This is a genomic window from Vibrio sp. V31_P5A7T61 (assembly GCF_009904895.1).
Lineage (GTDB): Bacteria > Pseudomonadota > Gammaproteobacteria > Enterobacterales > Vibrionaceae > Vibrio > Vibrio metschnikovii.
Genome location: NZ_WXWI01000033.1, coordinates 198,836 through 220,224, shown reverse-complemented (window position 1 = coordinate 220,224; position 21,389 = coordinate 198,836). Strand labels below are relative to the sequence as shown.

Annotated in this window: 23 protein-coding genes; 5 read left to right on the top strand and 18 right to left on the bottom strand. The window is 43.7% G+C overall.

The window, feature by feature from the left end; genetic code table 11:
• Positions 1-37: 37 nt before the first annotated feature.
• On the bottom strand, positions 38-1,255 hold the full coding sequence (gene mlc, locus CAG58_RS08570; protein ID WP_161425249.1) for a sugar metabolism global transcriptional regulator Mlc: 1,218 nt from the start codon (positions 1,253-1,255) through the stop codon (positions 38-40).
• A gap of 273 nt (positions 1,256-1,528) precedes the next feature.
• Between mlc and pyk the strand changes: the two genes are divergently transcribed.
• The gene (gene pyk / locus CAG58_RS08565; RefSeq protein WP_004395579.1) at positions 1,529-2,974 is read left to right on the top strand and encodes a pyruvate kinase; all 1,446 of its coding nucleotides are present in this window, start codon (positions 1,529-1,531) and stop codon (positions 2,972-2,974) included.
• Between the two features lie 86 nt (positions 2,975-3,060).
• On the opposite strand, the gene CAG58_RS08560 is transcribed toward pyk, so the two are convergent.
• Positions 3,061-4,251, bottom strand: coding sequence for a patatin-like phospholipase family protein (locus tag CAG58_RS08560; protein ID WP_161425248.1), 1,191 nt, complete (start codon positions 4,249-4,251; stop codon positions 3,061-3,063).
• Positions 4,252-4,269: 18 nt separating this feature from the next.
• Positions 4,270-4,359: a cytochrome bd-I oxidase subunit CydH gene (gene cydH / locus CAG58_RS08555; RefSeq protein WP_110167917.1), complete on the bottom strand. Its 90-nt coding sequence runs from the start codon at positions 4,357-4,359 to the stop codon at positions 4,270-4,272.
• A gap of 217 nt (positions 4,360-4,576) precedes the next feature.
• Between cydH and CAG58_RS08550 the strand changes: the two genes are divergently transcribed.
• The 3 genes from CAG58_RS08550 to CAG58_RS08540 all read left to right on the top strand — a co-directional run bounded on the left by CAG58_RS08550 (position 4,577) and on the right by CAG58_RS08540 (position 7,371).
• Positions 4,577-5,179, top strand: coding sequence for a porin family protein (locus CAG58_RS08550; RefSeq protein ID WP_110167918.1), 603 nt, complete (start codon positions 4,577-4,579; stop codon positions 5,177-5,179).
• 630 nt (positions 5,180-5,809) lie between these two features.
• Positions 5,810-7,270 carry a sodium-dependent transporter gene (locus CAG58_RS08545; RefSeq protein WP_161425247.1) on the top strand — a complete coding sequence of 487 codons (1,461 nt, stop codon included), beginning with the start codon at positions 5,810-5,812 and terminating at the stop codon, positions 7,268-7,270.
• A complete protein-coding gene (locus tag CAG58_RS08540; RefSeq protein ID WP_110167920.1) occupies positions 7,270-7,371 on the top strand; it encodes a MetS family NSS transporter small subunit in 102 nt (33 codons plus the stop codon). Before CAG58_RS08545 ends, CAG58_RS08540 begins: the two co-directional genes overlap by 1 nt.
• A gap of 53 nt (positions 7,372-7,424) precedes the next feature.
• Here the strand turns inward: CAG58_RS08540 and CAG58_RS08535 are convergent, their stop codons facing one another.
• From CAG58_RS08535 to yceD, 15 genes are all read right to left on the bottom strand, one after another.
• Positions 7,425-7,829, bottom strand: a complete 405-nt coding sequence (locus tag CAG58_RS08535; protein WP_004395583.1) for a hypothetical protein — start codon at positions 7,827-7,829, stop codon at positions 7,425-7,427.
• A 328-nt stretch (positions 7,830-8,157) separates the two neighbouring features.
• Complete coding sequence (gene ptsG / locus CAG58_RS08530; RefSeq protein ID WP_004395584.1) at positions 8,158-9,588, bottom strand: PTS glucose transporter subunit IIBC; 1,431 nt, start codon at positions 9,586-9,588, stop codon at positions 8,158-8,160.
• Between the two features lie 444 nt (positions 9,589-10,032).
• A complete protein-coding gene (locus CAG58_RS08525; protein WP_161425401.1) occupies positions 10,033-10,800 on the bottom strand; it encodes a TatD family hydrolase in 768 nt (255 codons plus the stop codon).
• The gene (gene holB / locus CAG58_RS08520) at positions 10,791-11,756 is read right to left on the bottom strand and encodes a DNA polymerase III subunit delta' (protein WP_110167924.1); all 966 of its coding nucleotides are present in this window, start codon (positions 11,754-11,756) and stop codon (positions 10,791-10,793) included. The genes CAG58_RS08525 and holB overlap by 10 nt, the downstream gene beginning before the upstream one ends.
• Positions 11,757-11,758: 2 nt before the next feature.
• The gene (gene tmk, locus CAG58_RS08515; RefSeq protein WP_161425402.1) at positions 11,759-12,394 is read right to left on the bottom strand and encodes a dTMP kinase; all 636 of its coding nucleotides are present in this window, start codon (positions 12,392-12,394) and stop codon (positions 11,759-11,761) included.
• Positions 12,391-13,410, bottom strand: a complete 1,020-nt coding sequence (mltG, locus tag CAG58_RS08510; RefSeq protein WP_161425403.1) for an endolytic transglycosylase MltG — start codon at positions 13,408-13,410, stop codon at positions 12,391-12,393. The genes tmk and mltG overlap by 4 nt, the downstream gene beginning before the upstream one ends.
• Positions 13,407-14,210, bottom strand: a complete 804-nt coding sequence (gene pabC, locus CAG58_RS08505; RefSeq protein ID WP_158144069.1) for an aminodeoxychorismate lyase — start codon at positions 14,208-14,210, stop codon at positions 13,407-13,409. Before pabC ends, mltG begins: the two co-directional genes overlap by 4 nt.
• Before the next feature lie 78 nt (positions 14,211-14,288).
• A complete protein-coding gene (gene fabF / locus CAG58_RS08500; protein ID WP_161425404.1) occupies positions 14,289-15,533 on the bottom strand; it encodes a beta-ketoacyl-ACP synthase II in 1,245 nt (414 codons plus the stop codon).
• An 87-nt stretch (positions 15,534-15,620) separates the two neighbouring features.
• A complete protein-coding gene (gene acpP, locus CAG58_RS08495) occupies positions 15,621-15,857 on the bottom strand; it encodes an acyl carrier protein (RefSeq protein WP_000065130.1) in 237 nt (78 codons plus the stop codon).
• Positions 15,858-16,090: 233 nt separating this feature from the next.
• Positions 16,091-16,825 carry a 3-oxoacyl-ACP reductase FabG gene (gene fabG, locus CAG58_RS08490; protein ID WP_040904873.1) on the bottom strand — a complete coding sequence of 245 codons (735 nt, stop codon included), beginning with the start codon at positions 16,823-16,825 and terminating at the stop codon, positions 16,091-16,093.
• Between the two features lie 26 nt (positions 16,826-16,851).
• The gene (fabD, locus tag CAG58_RS08485) at positions 16,852-17,775 is read right to left on the bottom strand and encodes an ACP S-malonyltransferase (protein WP_004395599.1); all 924 of its coding nucleotides are present in this window, start codon (positions 17,773-17,775) and stop codon (positions 16,852-16,854) included.
• 75 nt (positions 17,776-17,850) lie between these two features.
• Positions 17,851-18,801, bottom strand: coding sequence for a beta-ketoacyl-ACP synthase III (locus CAG58_RS08480; protein ID WP_004395600.1), 951 nt, complete (start codon positions 18,799-18,801; stop codon positions 17,851-17,853).
• Positions 18,802-18,806: 5 nt separating this feature from the next.
• Positions 18,807-19,832 (bottom strand): phosphate acyltransferase PlsX, encoded by a 1,026-nt coding sequence (plsX, locus tag CAG58_RS08475; RefSeq protein WP_161425405.1) that lies wholly within the window; start codon positions 19,830-19,832, stop codon positions 18,807-18,809.
• An 11-nt stretch (positions 19,833-19,843) separates the two neighbouring features.
• The gene (gene rpmF / locus CAG58_RS08470; RefSeq protein ID WP_004395602.1) at positions 19,844-20,014 is read right to left on the bottom strand and encodes a 50S ribosomal protein L32; all 171 of its coding nucleotides are present in this window, start codon (positions 20,012-20,014) and stop codon (positions 19,844-19,846) included.
• A gap of 31 nt (positions 20,015-20,045) precedes the next feature.
• On the bottom strand, positions 20,046-20,570 hold the full coding sequence (gene yceD, locus CAG58_RS08465; protein ID WP_040904477.1) for a 23S rRNA accumulation protein YceD: 525 nt from the start codon (positions 20,568-20,570) through the stop codon (positions 20,046-20,048).
• A gap of 217 nt (positions 20,571-20,787) precedes the next feature.
• Here yceD and CAG58_RS08460 point away from each other — a divergent pair, with 217 nt between their 5' ends.
• On the top strand, positions 20,788-21,369 hold the full coding sequence (locus tag CAG58_RS08460) for a Maf family protein (RefSeq protein ID WP_161425406.1): 582 nt from the start codon (positions 20,788-20,790) through the stop codon (positions 21,367-21,369).
• Positions 21,370-21,389: the final 20 nt, after the last annotated feature.

Genomic DNA, 21,389 nt, shown 5'->3' with positions numbered 1-21,389 from the left:
ACAATGTAAACTGTCGTGCAAAAAAAACGAAGAAAAATTATCCTTCAACCACTTTCATTAATAATAAACCATCGTAGAGCGCTTGCTTGATTAAAGCCGCTCCTGGCATTGTGGCTTGTTTATAAAAACGGGATTCAACCAACTGCAGATGTTGGTGATAGGCAGGAAGGCTTTGCTCTTCAATACAGCGCTGAATCGCAGGATACAACACCGTTTTTGCTTGATTCATCACCCCACCAATTAACACTTTGTCAGGGTTAAACAAATTGATCACTATCGCAATCGCAGCGCCTAAATAACGTCCGAGTTGCTCAATCACGTCTACGGCGAGCGGATCACCATTGGCAGCCGCCAAGCAAACGTCCTCAATCGAAATCGTCTCTTGTTCGGCTAATGACGACGGTTCTCCTTGAGCAATTCGTAACGACACCTGATCGCGAATCGCTTGCGAGCTCGCCACCGTTTCAAGACAGCCAATATTGCCGCAATGACAACGTTTACCTTGAGGATCAATTTGAATGTGCCCAAGCTCACCAATATTGCCATAACGACCTTGTAATAATCGCCCATCAACGATAATCCCGGCCCCTAATCCGTGGTGAATAGAAATCAATATCGAATTATCGACATCTTGAGAGTGACCGAATAATTTTTCTGCCAAGGCCCAAGCTCGAGTATCATTCGCAACAAATACCGGCAACCCAGTAGCTTTATAAATCTCAGGACCTAACGCCAAGTTTTTCACATTATAATGGGGCATTTGTAATACCATGCCCTGCTGTGAATTGACTAAACCCGGCAGAGTAATCGCAATGCTTGTCACCCGATCTAATTGGGCGGCGTAGGTTTGAAAAAACTCTTCTATTTCAAATAATAATCGCGCCAAAACATCATCTTGATCGATTTCATGAATATCAATTTTGGTGTCAATCAATACCTCACCACCCAACTCATGCAACGCAATCGTCAGATAGCCTCGTCCCAAGCGCATGGAAAGAAATTGCCAGCCTTGATTATTGGTTTGCAGACCAACGGCAGGTCTGCCACGACTGATCGCTTCTTGAACCGTCGTTTCATGGATCAAGTGGGCATCAATTAATTCGCGAGTAATTTTAGTAATACTTGCCGGAGCTAATTCACTCTCTTTAGAAAGGTCAATGCGCGATATAGGGCCTTTTTGATCTATCAATTTATATACACGACCAGCATTGACCTGTTTAATATGATCAATATGGCCTGGTTGAGCCATATACATGGTGCACTCCAGATTTCAATAACCTGCCAATTTTTTTACTTTGCGAACTAATTGTGAAGCAACTTGATGTATAGCCGTGACAGCCATCACGCATATAAATTTGAGTTTGTGTTTTTAACCCCAAAACCACAGATTTCACCACCAAAAGACCCAAGATGGGTGTTGGATCGAGAAATCGTCATTTTTTTTCTAAACCCTCTATTTTTAGAGACTTAGGTCTATACTGAGATCCAATAGGTTGCGCTTATTAGCCGGACTTTCAAGGAGAAAAATATGACCGCAGCGTTAAGAAGAACAAAAATTGTCGCTACACTAGGTCCATCGACGGATCAAGGTAGTGTGTTAGAAACGATTATTCGCTGTGGGGTGAATGTAGTCAGAATGAATTTTTCCCATGGATCGGCAGATGATCACCGTTTACGAGCGGAAAAAGTTCGCGAAATTGCTCAACGATTAGGTCGACACGTAGCGATATTAGGCGACCTGCAAGGTCCTAAAATTCGAGTATCGACCTTCAAAGAAGACAAGGTTTTTCTCAATGAAGGCGACAGTTTCATTTTAGATGCAGAACTCGGACTCGGTGAAGGCACACAGCACACCGTCGGCATTGATTACAAAGCTTTGCCAAATGACGTTGTGGCAGAAGATATTTTATTACTCGACGATGGCAGAGTTCAGTTGCAAGTCACCGCTGTAGAAGGAAGTAAAATCCACACTACCGTTCTTATCGGCGGACCATTATCCAATAATAAAGGCATTAATAAAAAAGGCGGTGGCCTTTCTGCTGAAGCCTTAACAGAAAAAGATAAGCGAGATATTGTGCTGGCAGCTGACATTGGCGTCGATTATTTAGCGATCTCTTTTCCACGCAATGGGAAAGATATGGATTATGCTCGGCGTTTGGCTCGCGAAGCAGGACTGAATGCAAGATTAGTGGCCAAAGTTGAGCGTGCAGAGACGGTATCTTGTGATGAAAATATCGATGATATTATTCGCGCCTCTGATGTCATTATGGTTGCGCGAGGCGACCTTGGTGTCGAAATTGGTGATCCTGAGTTAATCGCGGTGCAAAAGAAACTGATTCGTCGTTCTAAAGAGCTCAATCGCATCGTGATAACCGCAACTCAAATGATGGAGTCGATGATCACCAATCCAATGCCAACCCGAGCAGAAGTGATGGACGTCGCCAATGCCGTACTTGATGGCACTGACGCAGTCATGCTTTCAGGAGAGACCGCCGCTGGTAAATACCCAGTAGAGACCGTCAAAGCCATGGCCGAAGTCTGTGTCGGCGCAGAAAAAATGATTGAAGCCAGCCAACAAAATTATCGTATCGATCGCGCTTTCCAAACCGAAGAAGAAACAATAGCAATGTCGACCATTTATGCCGCCAACCATCTTGAAGGAGTAACAGCGATGGTCACGTTAACGGAGTCAGGGCGAACTGCGCTAATGACCTCACGCCTTAACTCGATATTACCTATCTTCGCCATGTCTCGTAATGAGCATGCTCTGAACCGTTGTGCGCTCTATCGAGGGGTAACGCCATTCTATTTTGATAGCAACCATGGTCAGGGAGCGGAGGTGGCTCAAGCCGCCCTACAAGCCCTAAAAGACAAAAAGCTCCTCGAGTTTGGCGATCTGGTGATCATTACTCAAGGTGATATTATGGATGTAGAAGGAACCACCAACTGTATGCGGATCTTGCCGGTATTTTAATCTGAGCGGTAGGTACAGGGAACGTACCTACCCGAATGACATTGAGTTTTATATGGGAAAAAGAATACCAATAAATCACTCTCCTCCTATTGATCGCCATAAAAAGGATCAATGACAGGAGGATTAGGACGCTGAGTCACGAGTCGCTTAGCCTGTTCAAAGGTTTCAATAAATAGGTAGCCAGCTTGTAGACCTAACTCGTAGTCATAAAGCAACGCTTCCTGACTACTGAGTAAGGAACTTGATTTCAGTGGCTCACTTGGCACAATTTGTAAAATAAATGCATCATCTGGTGGTGTATGAAGAAAGTCACTGGTCAATGAATAGGTTTGATAATGGACCATCAACATATCTGCGAGCCCCGCATCAAATTTATTCCCTAACAGATGGCTTAACCGATAAATATTGTCGGCACCAAACAACCAACGTCCACCATTTAACACATCGAGATGTTTTTGCTCTTTCTTGAGCTGTTGCGCCTTGGCGATTTGTTGTTGAAGAAAACCACTCCAATCTTGCTTCCACTGCAACATTTTATTTTGCCAATGTTGCTGGATATGATTCACCGATTCACGTAACCATTTAACCTGAGAATCAGACTCTTGCTCTGCTAATGCATTTTGTTGGTCTTCTTCCTCTAACGTTTCAGTCCGAATGACCGTGATAAAACGTGCTTCTTGACGCCAAGCCTGTTGAACGGCGATGGATGCTGACACTCCACCATCAATATAGCAATGTTGACCTAATGAGACCTCTTGAGTATATAAGCCTGGAATCGCGCAGGTAGCGATAAGCACTTCTCGCCAATCGTCACCCAACATCGGAAAATAAGCATCGGTTAATGACTGAGCCTCCGTCACCGCAGCAAAAGCTTGGCGCTGGCCCAAGACATGTCGCCCCATGTCCAAATCTAAACGATAAGGATAATCGCTGATTTTATCGAGCGCCCAGTCTAAATTCATGTATTGTTTACGTCGAATATAACTGAATAAATGAAAAAATTGCGGATCGGTGGTTAGCTCAAGAATGAAAGTTTTACCTAAACCGTGCTGACGACATAGATAGGAACAAAGATTTAACGCGCCCGCTGACGTACCATAAAATTCATCAAACGGGTCAAAATTAGACAGCATAAAAGCATCTAATACACCTGCAGTAAAAATCCCCCGCTGCCCTCCACCTTGGGCGACTAAGCTATTTTTACCAGTCAGAAACTTCGAGAGCCGAACAGTGTCGACTCTCGATTCTAGCCCTGAGACTGTTCCACTGTTCACCATAAGCAGAACCTCTAGCTTTTAATTGGCGATAGTAATTAAACCATATCCGATAAGAACAGCAAATATTGCCGCGGTAATCATTAATGCGTGTTTAAGATCGCGTTCCATACACCTCTCCTTGAGAATCACTGAATGACAACATAAGCATACACTAATCCTTTATACTGTCGTTTTTTTCCACACAAATATCAAGTGATTATCACATTTATCCTCGCAGAACGAGCAGCAAACAAAGCTTTTACTCTTAGTTATCGGATCAGTGAGAGTCTTCACTCACTATCCTATCCTGTAGTAGGATAGATAATTGTACTTAAGGAGTATCACAATGCGACATCATGGATTGCTATTCTACCCCCAGTTTATGCTACCCCTACTATTGAGCTTACTCGCCTTCCCAGTAAAAAGTGAACTGTATGTGACGCCTTACTTTGGCTATACCTTGGGTGGCAAAGTGGAAGATCAGCAGCAACGTCACTACGACATAAAACCATCGGAAAATATCGCATTAGCCATCGAAACCTCCTTTCAAACCGGACGCATCGGTTTTTTCTATAGCCATCAATCATCACAAGTTGAACAAATCGATAATCAAGCCACCATGCATTATCTGCACTTCCAAAGTAGTATTTATTACCCTCTAGAATCCAAAAGTTCTGCGTTTATTGGTGTAGGACTGGGTGGCTCATACGCTGATGTTGACTGGGTTAATAATAAATATGGCTTCTCGTCCAGCGTGTTTGCAGGTATAGACTACAAGATTGCCTCAAACCTCACCATTACATCGCATTTCAGATGGCTTGGCACTATGGTTGACAACGATACCAGTGCTATTTGTCAACTTGAGCAAAATAATGGCTGTGTGATTGGCTTTCGCTCCAACTGGATGAATCAATTTGCTTTTAATCTAGGGCTCAGCTTACGTTTTTAAGCTATTCATCGCTGGTTAGTATGGAAAACGCTTTATCGTCTCCCTGATTGCGAATCATAGCTATGAAGCCATTTATCTCCAACCAAATTTAACCTTACAAGATCAATCGTTACTAGAAGTACCGACCACTAACTGGTGATTTTTTAGTCAAGCACTCTGTTGTTAAATACAGTTTTATCAATGGATAATGACGTTCAATAGAGCGAATTGATTCAGTTAACGACCAAAAGCACAAATATATCTCTAGATTTGTGCTTTAATAACTTGAATACCGCCATCTATCACTAACAACAAACCGTTTACATTGTATTGCCATTTTTAAAAGTTCTCTGTAGTCTCTCAATTAATGCGCAGCTGATTATTTCAGATTACGCAAACACACATCGACAATAACAGCATAAAATTCCAATAAATAACCACATAGACCACAGGTAAATCTACGTTTTTACACATTCATGGATGATGGAACAATATTTTAACAATTAGACCTATACTCATACGATGATCTTTTCGGCAGTCTACTCTGGCAAAAGTGAGCGGTAACGGGAAGGCTTGCTTCCACATCTCAATGAATGAGTAAACAAGGTCTAATGAGGCTTCATACCTCAGGGAATGATTAAGGAGAAATAAATGAAGCGAGAACAATGGGGATCCCGTACCGGATTCATTTTAGCCGCAGTAGGTTCTGCGATTGGCCTAGGTAACATTTGGCGTTTTCCCTACATGGCTTATGAGAATGGAGGGGGCGCTTTTTTCATCCCTTATCTATTTGCCATGCTAACAGCCGGCATTCCTTTTATGATCCTTGAATTCAGTATGGGTCAAAAACATCGCGGCTCTGCACCAACGACTCTTGCCAAAATTAACACAAAATTTGAATGGCTTGGTTGGTTTCAAGTGGGTATCGCGGCAACCATTGGGGTGTACTATGTAGCCGTGATTGGCTGGGCAATCTCCTACTTCGGCATGTCATTTACCCAAAGTTGGGGAACGGATACCAATAGCTTTTTCTTTAGCGAGTACTTAGGTCTGGGTGATAACTCGCCGACTAACCTTGGATCAATTCAGTGGAAAATTGCTTTTACGATGGCGATTGCTTGGGCAATAACTTATGCGGCTATCGTTGGCGGAGTTAAATCTGGTATTGAACGTGCTTCTAAAGTCATGATGCCGGTGTTGTTTATCATGGTACTGCTGCTGATTGCACGCATGATTTTCTTACCAGGTGCATTAGATGGCGTCAACTATATGTTTGAGCCTGATTTTAGTAAGATTTGGGATGTTAAAGTCTGGGCAGCCGCTTATGGGCAAATCTTCTTTACGCTCAGTATTGGCTTTGCGATTATGCTGGCCTATTCAAGCTACCTACCACAGAAATCTGACATCACCAATAATGCTTTTATGACCGTCTTGATCAACTGCGGTTTTTCAATTCTCGCTGGTATCATGATTTTCTCAGTTCTTGGTTACATGGCTCAAGAACAAGGCAAACCGCTGACTGAAGTTGTTTCTGCTGGCGTTGGTTTAGCTTTTGTCACTATCCCTGCAGCTATTAACCTACTTCCGATCCCTTACATTCTAGGCCCGCTATTTTTCTTAGCGTTAGTGGTCGCTGGACTAAGCTCACACATCTCGATCTTAGAAGCCGTCACCTCCGCGGTGATTGACAAACTGGGTTGGAGTCGAAAAAAAGCAGCTAATATCGTTATCGGCTCAGGCTTTATTATTTCTATGGCATTTGCGACCAATGGCGGTTTACTGTTGCTCGATTTAGTCGACCACTTTGCGAACAATGTCGGCATTATGGCGAGTTGCCTAGTTGAACTCATTCTCATGACTTGGTTGCTGAAAATTTCCGACGTGCGTAAATATGTTAACTCCATTTCTGATTTTGCGATTGGAGTATGGTTTGATATTTGTTTGCGCTTTGTCTCCCCAGTCGTTTTGGCGATCATTGTCGTAACTAAATTACGTGCACTGCTCACTGAAGGGTATGGCGGCTATGATCTGACCCTAGGCTGGACCATTATTATCGCGTTACTGGCGCTAGGTGCCATCGTTAATCTAACTAATCGCAAGGAAGCAAACTAATGACTACAGGTGCAATTATCATGATGATTATCGGTCTCGGACTCACTTGGGGCGGTGCAGCCATCTGCATTAAAAAAGCCATGGCGAAACAAGAAGAGTAATCTCCTCTTAATTTAAGGCCACGAGCAGCTAATCTGCCGTGGCCTTATTGATTTTAGAAGCGATAAGTAACCCCTAGCGCCGCGCCCAGTTGCAAATTGATGCCTGAATGGAGGTTTAACTCTGGATGAACTTGACCATAGACATCAATATTACTGTTAATTGGCCAGTTAACCCCTAATGGTACGCGCGGACCAAAATCACCATCCCATTCTCCCCAAGCACCAATCCCAACGTACCAATCCAAAGGAACGTCAGCTCGATCAAAATTGCCACGGCGCATCAAATAATCAAAAGCGGCACCTTCATTACCAAGAATAAAACGATATTGCTCATCAACCTCAATGACTGCACTCAACTGTTGATCTACGGCCATACCTACTTTTAAACTCGGCTCTTGTTGAGCATAAACACTTACTGGTACGCTGAATAACATCGCCACTGCAGCTATTTTTTTCATAAGTCACTTATCCTATATCGTCTGGTATTTACTCAAATGTCTAAGATTGAGAAATAAACTCCCCAATGATGTCCAATTGCAGCAAAGTCGGCTCCGTCAGAAGAAAGAATAAACATGACACGCATAATCCAACCAAGTGCAAAATAAAATCAAAGGAAATAACGGCAGTCTAACGAGGAGTGTACTGAGCAATGTCAGCAAAGAGGTAAAGATAGGTTAAGATAGAGTATAGGTAGAGGCTAAAACATCATTGATAATGAGCGCTTTCAGCAAACCGATAAAAAGGAGACCGAAGTCTCCTTATTTATAGGGGAAGAAAGAATGAGAATTAACCGTGGTTGCGAATCCACTCATCCATTTCTGTTTTTAAGTTATCTGATTTAGTACCAAAAATAGCTTGTACACCACCAGACACCACAACAACGCCAGCAGCACCGAGTTGTTTTAGTTTCGCTTGATCAACCAACTCTGTCTCTGCAACCGATACGCGTAGGCGAGTAATACAAGCATCTAAGTTAGTGATATTTTCTTTACCACCAAATGCCGCTACTAATTCACCTGCTAACTCTGACCCTGTTGAAGTATTCGCATCAGCGGATTCATCTTCACGGCCCGGTGTTTTCAGATTCAAGGTACGAATAACAAACGTAAATACCACATAGTAAAGCACAGCATAAGCAATACCTAAGCCTACCAGTAGCAACATGTTTTCTGCACGAGGAGATTGAACAACAAAGTCAATAAAGCCGTTAGAGAACGTGTGGCCATGAACAATGCCTAGCGAGTTGGTTAGGACATACGCCAAGCCAGCAAGTACCGCGTGAACCGCGTAAAGTACAGGAGCAATGAATAGGAAAGAGAATTCAATTGGCTCAGTAATACCGGTTAGGAAAGAAGTTAATGCCGCAGAAGCCATGATACCCATGATTTTTGCACGGTTCTCAGGTTTAGCACAATGCGCAATCGCAAAAGCCGCTGCAGGAAGACCAAACATTTTAAATAGGTAACCACCCGCTAACTGACCAAAACCATTACCCGCTTCGCGAGTCACATCATTCGCAGTCAAGAAACAAGTCATAATACCTGTTGCTGGTTGACCGGAGTTAGTCACACAAGAACCTGCTTCGTAGAAGAAAGGTACGTTCCAGATATGGTGTAAACCAAATGGAATCAGTGCACGCTCAACAATACCGTAAATACCAAATGCAGTGACTGGGTTTTGATGCGCAGCCCAATCAGAGAAAGAAGCAATAACGCCACCAATCGGAGGCCAAATTACCGATAAGAGAATACCTAGAGCAATCGACAAGAAACCGGTAATAATAGGTACCGCACGTTTACCCGCAAAGAATCCGAGATATTCTGGTAGCTGAATTTTATAGAAACGATTGAACGACCACGCTGCAACACCACCCGCAAGAATACCGCCAAGTACGCCTGTTTCGATGCCATCAACACCCATTACCTCTGCCATAACGTTCAAGGTCGCAACCATGATGCCATAGCCGACAATAGCAGAAAGTCCTGATACACCATCGTTATTGGTAAAGCCTAGGGCGACACCAACGGCAAACAAGAGTGCCATTTGACCAAATACCGAGCCACCAGCTTGTTCCATTAAATGGGATACGACTTCTGGCAGCCAACTAAAGTTTGCCGCCCCAACACCAAGCAAAATACCTGCAACAGGTAAGACTGATACTGGAAGCATCAGTGCTTTACCTACTTTTTGCAGGTTAGCAAAAGCGTTCTTTAACATGTTTATGCTCCTGATTAAGTTATTAGAATTTTTCGGGTTCCAACGGCACACCCCCGTAGCCTAAATGTTAGCACCCAATGAAAATGTAACCACAAATGTATTATATTTTCCGCCTCTAAATATATCTTGATGCCCCTCAAACTTTCCAGTTCGTAAAGAAATTTAGTTTCAAAGTAATAGACAGATCACACAGCCATCACTTGTCGACAAGGCAACAGAAGCATTCTATCCTATTGTTTATATTAATAATAATTTTCCATCAATTAATTTTACTTGGTAAATTAAATTAATGAGGTTGTTATTTTTAGTAACAAAATTACCAATTGATTAGTTTAGACTAAATATTCAACACATTAAGTAAACAAGGCTAATTCTTGATGATAATTTGAAGTAAAGCACGTAAAACAGCCATTCCAGGCGTCTTACACCTATAAATTTTGATTTTCATCGCAAAAAAAGATCTTGGAAGTTTTTGCTGGTTTTTTCTGCAACTTCGCCCAAAGAAAGCCCTTTAAGTTGAGCAATATAAGCCGCAACCTCAACCACATAAGTCGGCTGATTCTCTTTACCTCGATGAGGTACTGGCGCTAAATAAGGCGAATCGGTTTCAATCAACAACCTATCTAATGGCAGTGCCTTTACCACGGCTTTGAGCTCTGTTGCTTGGCGAAACGTAACGATCCCAGAAATCGAAATATAGAAGCCTAAATCCATTGCTGCCTGCGCAAAAGCCCAATCTTCAGTAAAACAGTGTATAACCCCGCCACAACGCTCTGCGTGATGTGCTTTGAGTATAGCTAAAGTATCTTCTCGCGCTTGACGAGTATGAATAATCAATGGCTTATTGAGTTCAACAGCAGTATCAATATGCTGAATAAAACGCTGTTGTTGTAATTCCGCCATTTCTGGCTGATAGTGATAATCGAGCCCAGTTTCACCAATCGCAACCACTTTAGGGTGACGGGCATAAGTGTGAAAACGCTCTAGATCAAAATCACTTTGCACGTCGAGAGGATGAACACCACAAGAAGCATGAATATTATCGAAGGGAGTAATCATCGCTAACATATTGGGAAATGAGTCTAACGTCACACCCACAGAAAGTAATTGTGTCACTTTAGCCCGTTCGGCTTTAGCAAGAACATCGCTGATATCTTGGTGTAAATCTTGATAGTTCAGTTTATCAAGATGACAATGTGAATCTACAAACATGTTTCCTCATTAAATTTAAATAACCAATCAGCAATTAAAAGTTCACTATTTAACCCACTAAATCCCTGTAATTGATTGATCAACTGCGCCAATGAATCCGTTTGTTGTTGTAATAAAGACAAAGAACGAGCTTGAGCAAGCCACTGACTTTGCGGAGTAAAGTAAGGCTGCCATACCCCAAAAGCGGTTTTTTGGGCGTCAGTCAAGAGATACCAAAGCCAACGTAGTCCACTGAGAGGCTGGCCACTGATCGTTTTCGCACAATTTAATAATGCCGAAATGTCGCCTTGTAATGCCTGAACAAATTGCTGCTCAATCGCCAAATAATTTTGGAGTTCACCTTGTAAAATAAACGCTCGAGTCAGTAATGGAGCATTACCATGAATATGAGCAGCAAAAGCAGGAATCGATTGTTGACACTGTTCGGTTAACCACGGCATAACGGCTTGTGGCTGCGGTTCTGGAATAATAATTTGTTGGCAACGACTGACGATTGTCGCCAGTAAACGGCTCACTTGATGAGTCAGTAAAATGAAAACACATTTTTCTGCGGGCTCTTCAAGCGTTTTCAGTAAAGCATTCGCTGCTGATTCATTCATTGCTTCGGCAGGCTCAATCACGATCAACCGAAAGCCTGAGAGCTGTGAAGACTCTTGTGCTAATCGATTCGCTATACGAATTTGCTCAACCGTAATCGACTTGCCCTCTTTTTCAGGACGAACAAGATGATAATCCGGATGCGTGGCCGATAGCATTAACTCACAGCCATGACAAAATCCACAGGGCTCACTACGCTGTGTAGTACACATTAATGCCTGCGAGAATTTCTCAATCAACTGCTCTGCGCCTACTCCGTGTGGGGCATTGATTAAGGTTGCTGAAGCAAAGCGCTGATGCTCAAGCTGTTGTTTCCAACGCTCCCATGCCTCGCTTAACCAAGGATATACTGCGTTCATCATTAACCTTTATGTTGATTTAACCAGTTTAATAACGCTTGCTGAATATCTTGTGTCACCTCTTGTAAGGTTTGCTGCGCGTTAATAATCGTGACTGATGGATTGTCCTTAGCCAGTTCTAGATAACGCTGTCGTGTACGTTCAAAAAAACTCAAGTCCATTCTCTCAATACGATCCAACTCCCCTCGCCCACGAGCTCGCTCTAATCCGACTCGCGGGTCGATATCTAAGTATAAAGTAAAATCTGGGCTAAACGCCCCTAACGCTAACTGCTTAAGCTGCTGCATCGTCGCAGGGCTAATCTGCCGTCCGCCGCCTTGATAAGCTTGCGAAGACATGTCATGGCGATCGCCCACGACCCAGCATCCTGCCGCCAATGCAGGTTTAATGACGTTTTCCACAAGTTGTACCCGTGCGGCGTACATTAGCAGCACTTCCGTCACATCTTGTAAAACTTCACCAGGGTGATCTTCTTTGACTAAAGCACGCATTTTTTCAGCCAATACCGTGCCACCGGGCTCACGAGTCTGGGTAATCGACTCAATACCAAAAGCTTGTAACGTATCGATCACAACCTGAATAGCCGTGCTTTTTCCTGCGCCTTCTAGCCCTTCTACTACGATAAATTTTGCGTTCATTGTCGACTTCTGATCACTTGTAAATAGGCGCGAACCGCGCGATTATGTTCTGCTAATGTTTTTGAAAACACGTGATCACCATGACCACTGGCCACAAAATAAAGGTAATCACTCTGTTCCGGATTTAAAGCGGCCTTAATCGAAGCGGGGCCAGCCATCGCGATCGGCGTCGGAGGGAGTCCATTGATCACGTAAGTATTATATTCTGTCGCTTCACGCAAATCAGCACGGCGAATCCGCCCTTGATAACGATCACCCATTCCATAAATAACCGTAGGGTCCGTTTGTAAACGCATTCGCTTGTTTAATCGATTAATAAACACCGAAGAGACTCGCTCCCGCTCCGTATCGATCGCCGTTTCTTTTTCAATAATTGACGCCAAAATAAGGGCTTCGTAAGGAGTTTTCAATGGCAAATCAGGCTGACGATGCTCCCATTCATGCTCAAGCAGACGATTGAGCTTACGATGCGCTCGACGAAGGATATCAATATCCTTCTCCCCTTTAGTAAAATGGTAGGTTTCCGCCAAAAATAAGCCTTCTAATTTTGCATTATCGATGCCTAATAATTGGGCGATGTCTGCCTCTGAATGCTCAGTCAGCGTTTGCTGTAAGTTAGGATTTTGCGCTAAGCTAGCACGCCATTCAGAAAAACGGCTTCCTTCAATAAAGGTGATCGAAAACTGAAATTCTCGCCCAGAAACCAATAACGCTAAACTATCTTGTAGCGATAACCCGGGCTGTAATTGATACGTTCCCGCTCTAATCGGCGTTAATTCAGGGTAGAAACGACGTAATAACTTCGAGGCCAAAGGATCATCAACTAACCAAGCTTGATCGGTCATTAACGCCAACGCTCTGTTTAAACTCGTCCCACCATGAATAGTGATCAACTGCGGTTCAGTGATCAATAACGGCTGCGCGAGGTAATCATTGGTCTTTTTAACCGCATAAAAGTAGCTTGCAGTAGCAAAAACAATGATGACTAAAATTAAGGCCAGTAATTTTTTAATCACGAATTAAAACTCTCCTGAAAATATCGTACATAACGGCCGATGGTATACAAATGATGTGCAATACCGATGACAGGCGCGACTTCAATGATGGCATTAGAAATAAAAACCTCATCAGCAGCAATTAAATGCTCCATTGGAAACTGACCAATTTCCACGGTCAACCCGAATGATGTTGCCGATTGTAAAATCATCCGCCGCGCGACACCAGCAACACCAGCATTATCAAGACTCGGCGTATATAAGGTGCCATTTTTCACCCAGAACAAATTTGCCATCGTTGTTTCAACGATATGATGATTAAGATCCAAACAAACGCCATCGTCATACCCTGCACGATCCATTTCACCACGCAGTAAAACTTGCTCTAAGCGGTTATTATGTTTATGTCCCGCCAGCAATGGGTTGAGTCCCATGCGCTGCTCACAGACGCCTAATCTGATCCCTTGACGTTGCCATTGATGATAATGAGCTGGAAAATCAAAGTGACTCAATGTAATTCTTGATGAATGTTGTTGGCTTGGACTATAACCTCGTCCTCCTTCGCCACGGCTAATATGCAGTTTCATTCCCGCCAGTGGCTTACCTATCGCCGCTTGATTCAACGCAAGTTCTATTTTCAACCAATCAGGAGATGGAATCGCCAAGCGCTGTAAGCAAGCCTCCATTCGCTCTTGATGATAATCCCAGAGCTGAATTTTACCTTGTTTAATCAATAGAGTGCTAAAGCAGCCATCGCCATATTGGAAAGAACGATCACTGGCGGTAATTAGGGGCTCGTTGAATCCATTTTGCCCAATCATGCTTGACTCCCTGAAAAAATAAACGGCCTAATGCAAAGCACCAAGCCGTTTAAACTCAAACTCAATCAGATAGATTAATTATACGCGTTTAAAAATCAGTGAACCGTTGGTACCACCGAAGCCAAACGAGTTGCATACCGCATAATCCATACCTGATACTTTACGCGCCGTATGGGGCACTAAGTCTATCTCTAACCCTTCTTCTGGGTTATCAAGGTTAATGGTTGGTGGAACAATTTGGTCAACCAACGACATGATGGTAATGATCGCTTCAACAGAACCTGCTGCACCGAGCAAGTGACCCGTCATTGATTTGGTTGAAGAGACTAATACTTGTTTAGCGCCTTCTTCACCTAATGCTCGTTTGATGCCTTTTACTTCCGCGACATCACCGGCCGGCGTTGACGTTCCGTGAGCATTAACATAACCAATTTGAGTCCCTGTGACTCCAGCATCACGCATCGCGGCTTCCATCGCTAGAGCGCCACCAGAACCGTCTTCACTTGGTGAAGTCATGTGATAAGCATCACCTGACATACCAAAACCGACCAACTCAGCATAAATTTTAGCACCACGAGCTTTAGCGTGTTCATACTCTTCAAGCACAATCACACCAGCACCATCACCCAATACAAAACCATCACGATCTTTATCCCAAGGGCGTGAAGCTTTTTGTGGTTCATCATTGCGAGTGGATAACGCTTTGGCAGCACCAAAACCAGCCATACCTAAAGGTGTGGAGGCTTTTTCTGCACCACCCGCAACCATGGCATCGGCATCACCGTAAGCAATCATCCGTGCGGCATGACCAATATTGTGCAAGCCAGTGGTACAAGCGGTTGAAATTGCAAGATTTGGACCACGTAAACCACGCATAATAGAAAGGTTACCTGCAACCATGTTAACAATGGTTGAGGGAACGAAAAATGGGCTAACCTTACGTGGACCTTTTTCGATTAATGCCTGATGGCCAGATTCAATTAACTCAAGACCACCAATTCCCGAACCAATGGCGACACCAACACGTGGCGCATTAGCTTGCGTAATTTGCAGACCGGAATCGTCTAGAGCTTGAATACCCGCAGCAATGCCATATTGGATAAAAAGATCCATTTTTCTGGCATCTTTTTTAGACATATACTCTTCGCAATTAAAGTCTTTGACTAGACCTGCGAAACGAGTTGAGAAATTTGTAGTATCAAAGTGCTCAATATTAACAATACCACTTTGACCAGCTAGCAGGGCTTTCCAAGAAGATTCTACAGTGTTGCCTACTGGTGACAACATACCCATGCCAGTGACAACGACACGACGCTTGGACACGATCATATTCTCCGGGATAGAAACATTCTATGAGAGGGATAGATGACTAAAAAACTCAGGCGGCCAGAGGGCCGCCTGGGGAGAACATTACTGAGCGTTGCTGGTCACGTAATCAATCGCAGCTTGAACAGTAGTGATTTTCTCTGCTTCTTCATCAGGAATCTCAGTATCAAATTCCTCTTCAAGAGCCATAACTAATTCAACAGTGTCTAGAGAATCTGCACCTAGATCTTCAACGAAAGAAGATTCATTTTTTACTTCTGCTTCGTCTACACCTAGCTGTTCAACGATGATTTTCTTTACGCGTTCTTCAATGTTGCTCATGTTTTCTTTTCCTTTACAGATTTCGCCTAATGCGATGATTCCGTAGTTTATTCGAACTAGTGAAAGTTGCAAGGGGGACCTTGCTGGTCAAACCACAAATTTACCGATTTTAACCGAAATTCACACCATTTTTGACATAAATCATGCACAAATGTTGCGCACCTAAAAACCAACTGTTAAGAAAAGTCAGCATTTATTGACGACTGTCGCTTAACTTCTCCAAACACTTGGCATTAAACCATGTACATTCCGCCGTTGACGTGCAGAGTCTCACCCGTAATGTAAGCTGCTTCATTGGACGCTAAAAAAGCCACTGCAGAAGCAATTTCATGAGGTTCACCCAGACGACCCGCTGGAACTTGCGCTAGTGTAGCAGCACGTTGCTCATCATTCAGCGCTTTTGTCATATCTGTGGCGATAAAACCTGGTGCAACTGTGTTCACAGTCACACCACGGGATGCAACTTCACGTGCCATCGACTTGGTAAAGCCAATTACGCCCGCTTTTGCCGCTGCATAGTTAGTTTGTCCAGCATTACCCATGGTACCAACAACCGAACCAACATTAATGATTCGACCATGGCGTTTTTTCATCATGCCACGTAATACCGCTTTCGATAAGCGGAAAATCGACGTTAAGTTGGTATCTAAGATATCCATCCACTCTTCGTCTTTCATACGCATCAATAGGTTATCACGTGTGATACCGGCATTATTCACTAAAATGTCGATGCTGCCAAACTGTTCATTGATCGCTTTGAGTACCGATTCGATCGATGCAGGGTCAGTCACATTCAAAGCAAACCCTTTACCCTTCTCGCCTAGATAAGTACTAATTGCATCTGCACCACTATCGCTGGTTGCTGTTCCAATCACGGTTGCACCGCGTGCGACAAGCACTTCTGCGATTGAGCGGCCAATCCCACGACTTGCTCCCGTGACTAGAGCGACTTTACCTTCAAGGCTCATGAATTCATTCATGTTTGATTCCTACTTTATTGCACAGCTTCGAATGAAGCGCTATCGTTTACGGCTACCGCATCCAGTGTTTTCACTATGCGTTTGGTTAATCCAGTTAACACTTTACCTGGACCAACTTCAATAAGTTTTTCAATCCCTTGGTCACTCATGCTTTGTACCGCTTCTGTCCAACGTACCGGATTATAAAGCTGACGCACAAGGGCATCTTTAATTTTTGCAGGATCCGTTTCAGCCAGCACATCAACGTTATTAATGACCGGAATTGATGGGCTATTAAACTGAAGTCCAGCGAGCGCAATGGCTAATTTTTCTGCGGCGGGTTTCATTAATGCACAATGCGATGGCACTGACACTGGCAAGGGTAATGCTCGCTTGGCACCCGATTCTTTGCACAGTACACCAGCACGTTCAACAGCCTCTTTCTGCCCAGCAATCACGACCTGACCTGGGGAGTTAAAGTTTACCGGAGAAACAATTTGACCTTGAGCGGCTTGTTGGCACGCGTTGGCAATCGCCTCATCATCAAGACCAATGATCGCATACATTGCTCCCGTGCCAGCAGGTACGGCCTCTTGCATTAATCGACCACGTAATTCAACTAAGCTGATCGCCTGCTGAAAATCAATCACCCCCGAGCATACTAACGCAGAGTATTCACCTAAACTGTGTCCTGCTAAGACTTCAGGTTGAGGCAAGTTCAATGACTGCCACACACGCCAAATAGCAACCGATGCAGCAAGGATAGCGGGTTGCGTACGATGAGTTTGGTTAAGATCTTCTGCTGGGCCTTGTTGAACTAATGCCCATAAGTCATAACCTAATACTTCAGAAGCTTGGCTAAACGTCTGTTTTACAACATCATACTGTTCACCAAGCTCCGCAAGCATACCGATTGCTTGTGAACCTTGGCCTGGGAATACAATAGCAAACTTGCTCATGTTTTTTCCTTAACCTAATAAAATGGATAAAGAGTCAAGTGACTCTTCAACGTCAAATAAGTGATTGGGGAGCAATCAGAATTTAACCAAGGCAGAGCCCCAAGTAAAACCACCACCAAACGCTTCTAACAGCAATAACTGGCCACGTTGAATGCGTCCATCGCGCACCGCTTCATCTAATGCGGTTGGTACCGTTGCAGCTGAAGTATTACCGTGGCGATCTAACGTCATCACAACTTGATCTAATGACATAGAAAGTTTCTTTGCAGTAGCAGAAATAATCCGATAATTGGCTTGATGCGGCACCAGCCAATCTAATTGCGACTTATGCAAATTATTCGCTGCTAAAGTATCTTTGACTAATTTTGATAATTGAGTCACGGCGACTTTAAACACTTCGTTACCGGCCATATGCAGCCACTTATCAACATTACCGCCACGCTCAGGCACTTCAAGACTGAGTAACTCACCAAACTCACCATCGGCATAGATATGAGTCGATAAGATACCGGGCTCTTGACTAGCGCCAACCACCACCGCTCCTGCCGCATCACCAAATAAAATAATGGTTGAGCGGTCGGTTGGATCGCACGTTTTCGATAATGCATCCGCACCAATCACCAATACTTTTTTACACATGCCTGATTTAATGTGTTGATCAGCAACCGACAATGCATACACAAAACCAGAGCATGCTGCAGCCAAATCAAAAGCTGGACAACCTTTAATCCCGAGCTTAGCTTGAACCTGACAAGCAGAAGAGGGAAAAGTATGACTGCCGCTCGTCGTGGCAACAATAATCAGATCAATCTCATTCTTATCAATTTGCGCCATTTCGATGGCTTTTTCAGCAGCATAAAATGCCATATCGGCGACGGTTTCATTATCAGCGGCAATTCGACGCTCACGAATCCCCGTCCGGGTCACAATCCACTCATCATTGGTATCTACCATTTTCTCTAAATCTGCGTTAGTACGCACTTGAGATGGCAAGTAGCTGCCAGTACCTAAAATTTTGCTATACATGAAGACTAATAATGCCTCTCGAGTAAAACCGCTTCCAAACGATCGCTTATGCGGCTGGGGACTTGTCGTTTCACTTCATGAACCGCTTCACCTATCGCATTGACGACTGCGGATACATCGGCACTTCCATGACTTTTAATGACTATGCCGCGTAATCCTAGCAAACTTGCGCCGTTATACTGGTCGGGGTTCAAGGTTTTTAATTCATAAAACAGTTCAGAAAACACTTTTCGGGCAATCCAACCCTTTATGGATGAGGCTAAAAAGAGATTTTTTAACTTATCAATAAAGAGTTGTGCAGTCCCTTCACAGGTTTTTAAACAAACATTACCGACAAATCCATCACACACCACAACGTCGGCGGCATCCATCAATAACTGATTCCCTTCAATATAGCCAATAAAATTCACCGCTTGAGTTTGCTTTAGCAGCTGTGCACAACGCTTAACCAGATCATTACCTTTTATCTCTTCCGCGCCAATATTTAAAATCGCCACGCGGGGGGAACGTTGTAAATGTTGCTCAGCCAATGCCGATCCCATCACTGCAAATTGAAACAGGGAATCAGCATCACTAGAGACATTCGCACCAAGATCCAATAACCACGTTTTACCACCCGATATCGTGGGTAAAGCGGTTACTAATGCCGGACGATCAATCCCAGGGAGAAGCTTTAATCGAAAACGTGAGAGTGCCATCAGCGCGCCGGTGTTACCAGCACTGACACAAGCATCCGCCTGTTGTTGAGCGACCAGATCGATAGCCAAACCCATTGAACTGTCATGGCTATGGCGTAATGCTAGTGAGGGTTTTTCTGAGTTAGCGATCACTCGATCACTGTGCACAATACTCAAACGAGGATCGGGTTGGTAACCTAGTAAAGATAATTGCTGAGTGATCGCGCTATGATCACCCACTAATATCACTTTTAGCTCTGGGAAATGCGACAGTGCCTGCACGGCGGCAGGCACTGTAACGCGAGGACCAAAATCCCCGCCCATTGCATCAAGTGCAACGGTTAGATTTTGCAAAGGTCACAACCTTACTTGTTGATAACCTTTTTGCCACGGTAGTAGCCTTCAGCGGTTACATTGTGACGTAGGTGAGTTTCACCTGAAGTTGCATCTACAGATAGTGCAGCTGAAGTTAGCGCATCATGTGAACGACGCATACCACGCATTGAACGTGATTTCTTGCTCTTTTGTACGGCCATTGACCCTACTCCTGTGTTATGGATTGAAGATTTACTTCTTCAAACTTTTTAAAACATCGAATGGATTCGGCTTATCATCCAACACTTCGTCGGGGATCTCACCAAACACCAAATTGTCTGAGTTAACGCTACAATCCGCTTCATCGTGCATCGCTACTTGGGGTAAACCAAGAATGAACTCGTCTTCAACTAACTGAATCAAATCAATCTCACCGTACTCGTTAGGATCTACCAAATCGTACTCATCCGGTGCATCTTGCTCACTTTGCTCACTGTAGTAAGGAGTATAAGTAAACTCAATGGTGCATTCATGTGCAAATGCTTGATTACAGCGCTGACACTCTAAATCAACTTCGATGTTAGCTTTACCAGAGATAACAACCAGTTGCTGTTCATCCATCCCAAATGACAATGAGACTTGTGCGTCGCGTTTTACGCCATCAACTGACTCTTCTAAGCGCTTTAAAAGACTGGCTTGAATGATACCATCATAATCCAATCGTTTTTGAGCGGCTTTTGCCGGGTCAATCGTTCGCGGTATTTTTACCTTTTGCATAGGGCGCGAATATTATCTTCCAAAATTGTTTTAGTCAAAGAAAAAGGCAAAAAAGTTGCTATGCCTTATTTCGCTATTGGCTTAAGAAGCACGTTACTATTGTATGATAAATACAGGATTAATCCGTCGTAAGGTGTACCATATCGCTCACTTTACTTGAGACGATCTGCCAGTTTCCGGTATGCTACTCATACACTGAAGACAATTGTAAATCAAAATGCAAAATTACCAACTAGTTTTGGCTTCAACCTCACCTTATCGACAACAATTACTAGAAAAACTGGCTATTCCTTTTGTTACCGCTAGTCCTGATTGTGATGAGACACCGTTGACTGACGAGACACCAGAACAGCTGGTGATGCGCTTAGCGACCAACAAAGCGCGCTCTTGCCAGCTATCATCACCAAGTCTAGTGATTGGTTCAGATCAAGTATGTGTTATCAATGGTCAAATCATTGGAAAACCATACAACCGAGAGACAGCGATTCATCAGTTACTGCAACAAAGTGGTCAAACCATCACTTTTTACACTGCTCTCGCGCTACACAATACTCAAACCGAACAAACGCAAGTCACTATCGATACTTTTAAAGTACACTTTCGTACGCTGACACCAGATATGGTGGCTCGATATGTCGATAAAGAGCAGCCTTTCTACTGCGCTGGGAGCTTTAAAAGCGAAGGACTGGGCATTGCTCTCTTTGAACGTTTGGAGGGGGATGATCCCAATTCATTAATCGGTTTGCCACTGATTAAGCTAATTAAACTCTTAGAAAGTGAACAGATTAGAGTGATTTAATCATCGAACGAATCTCACCA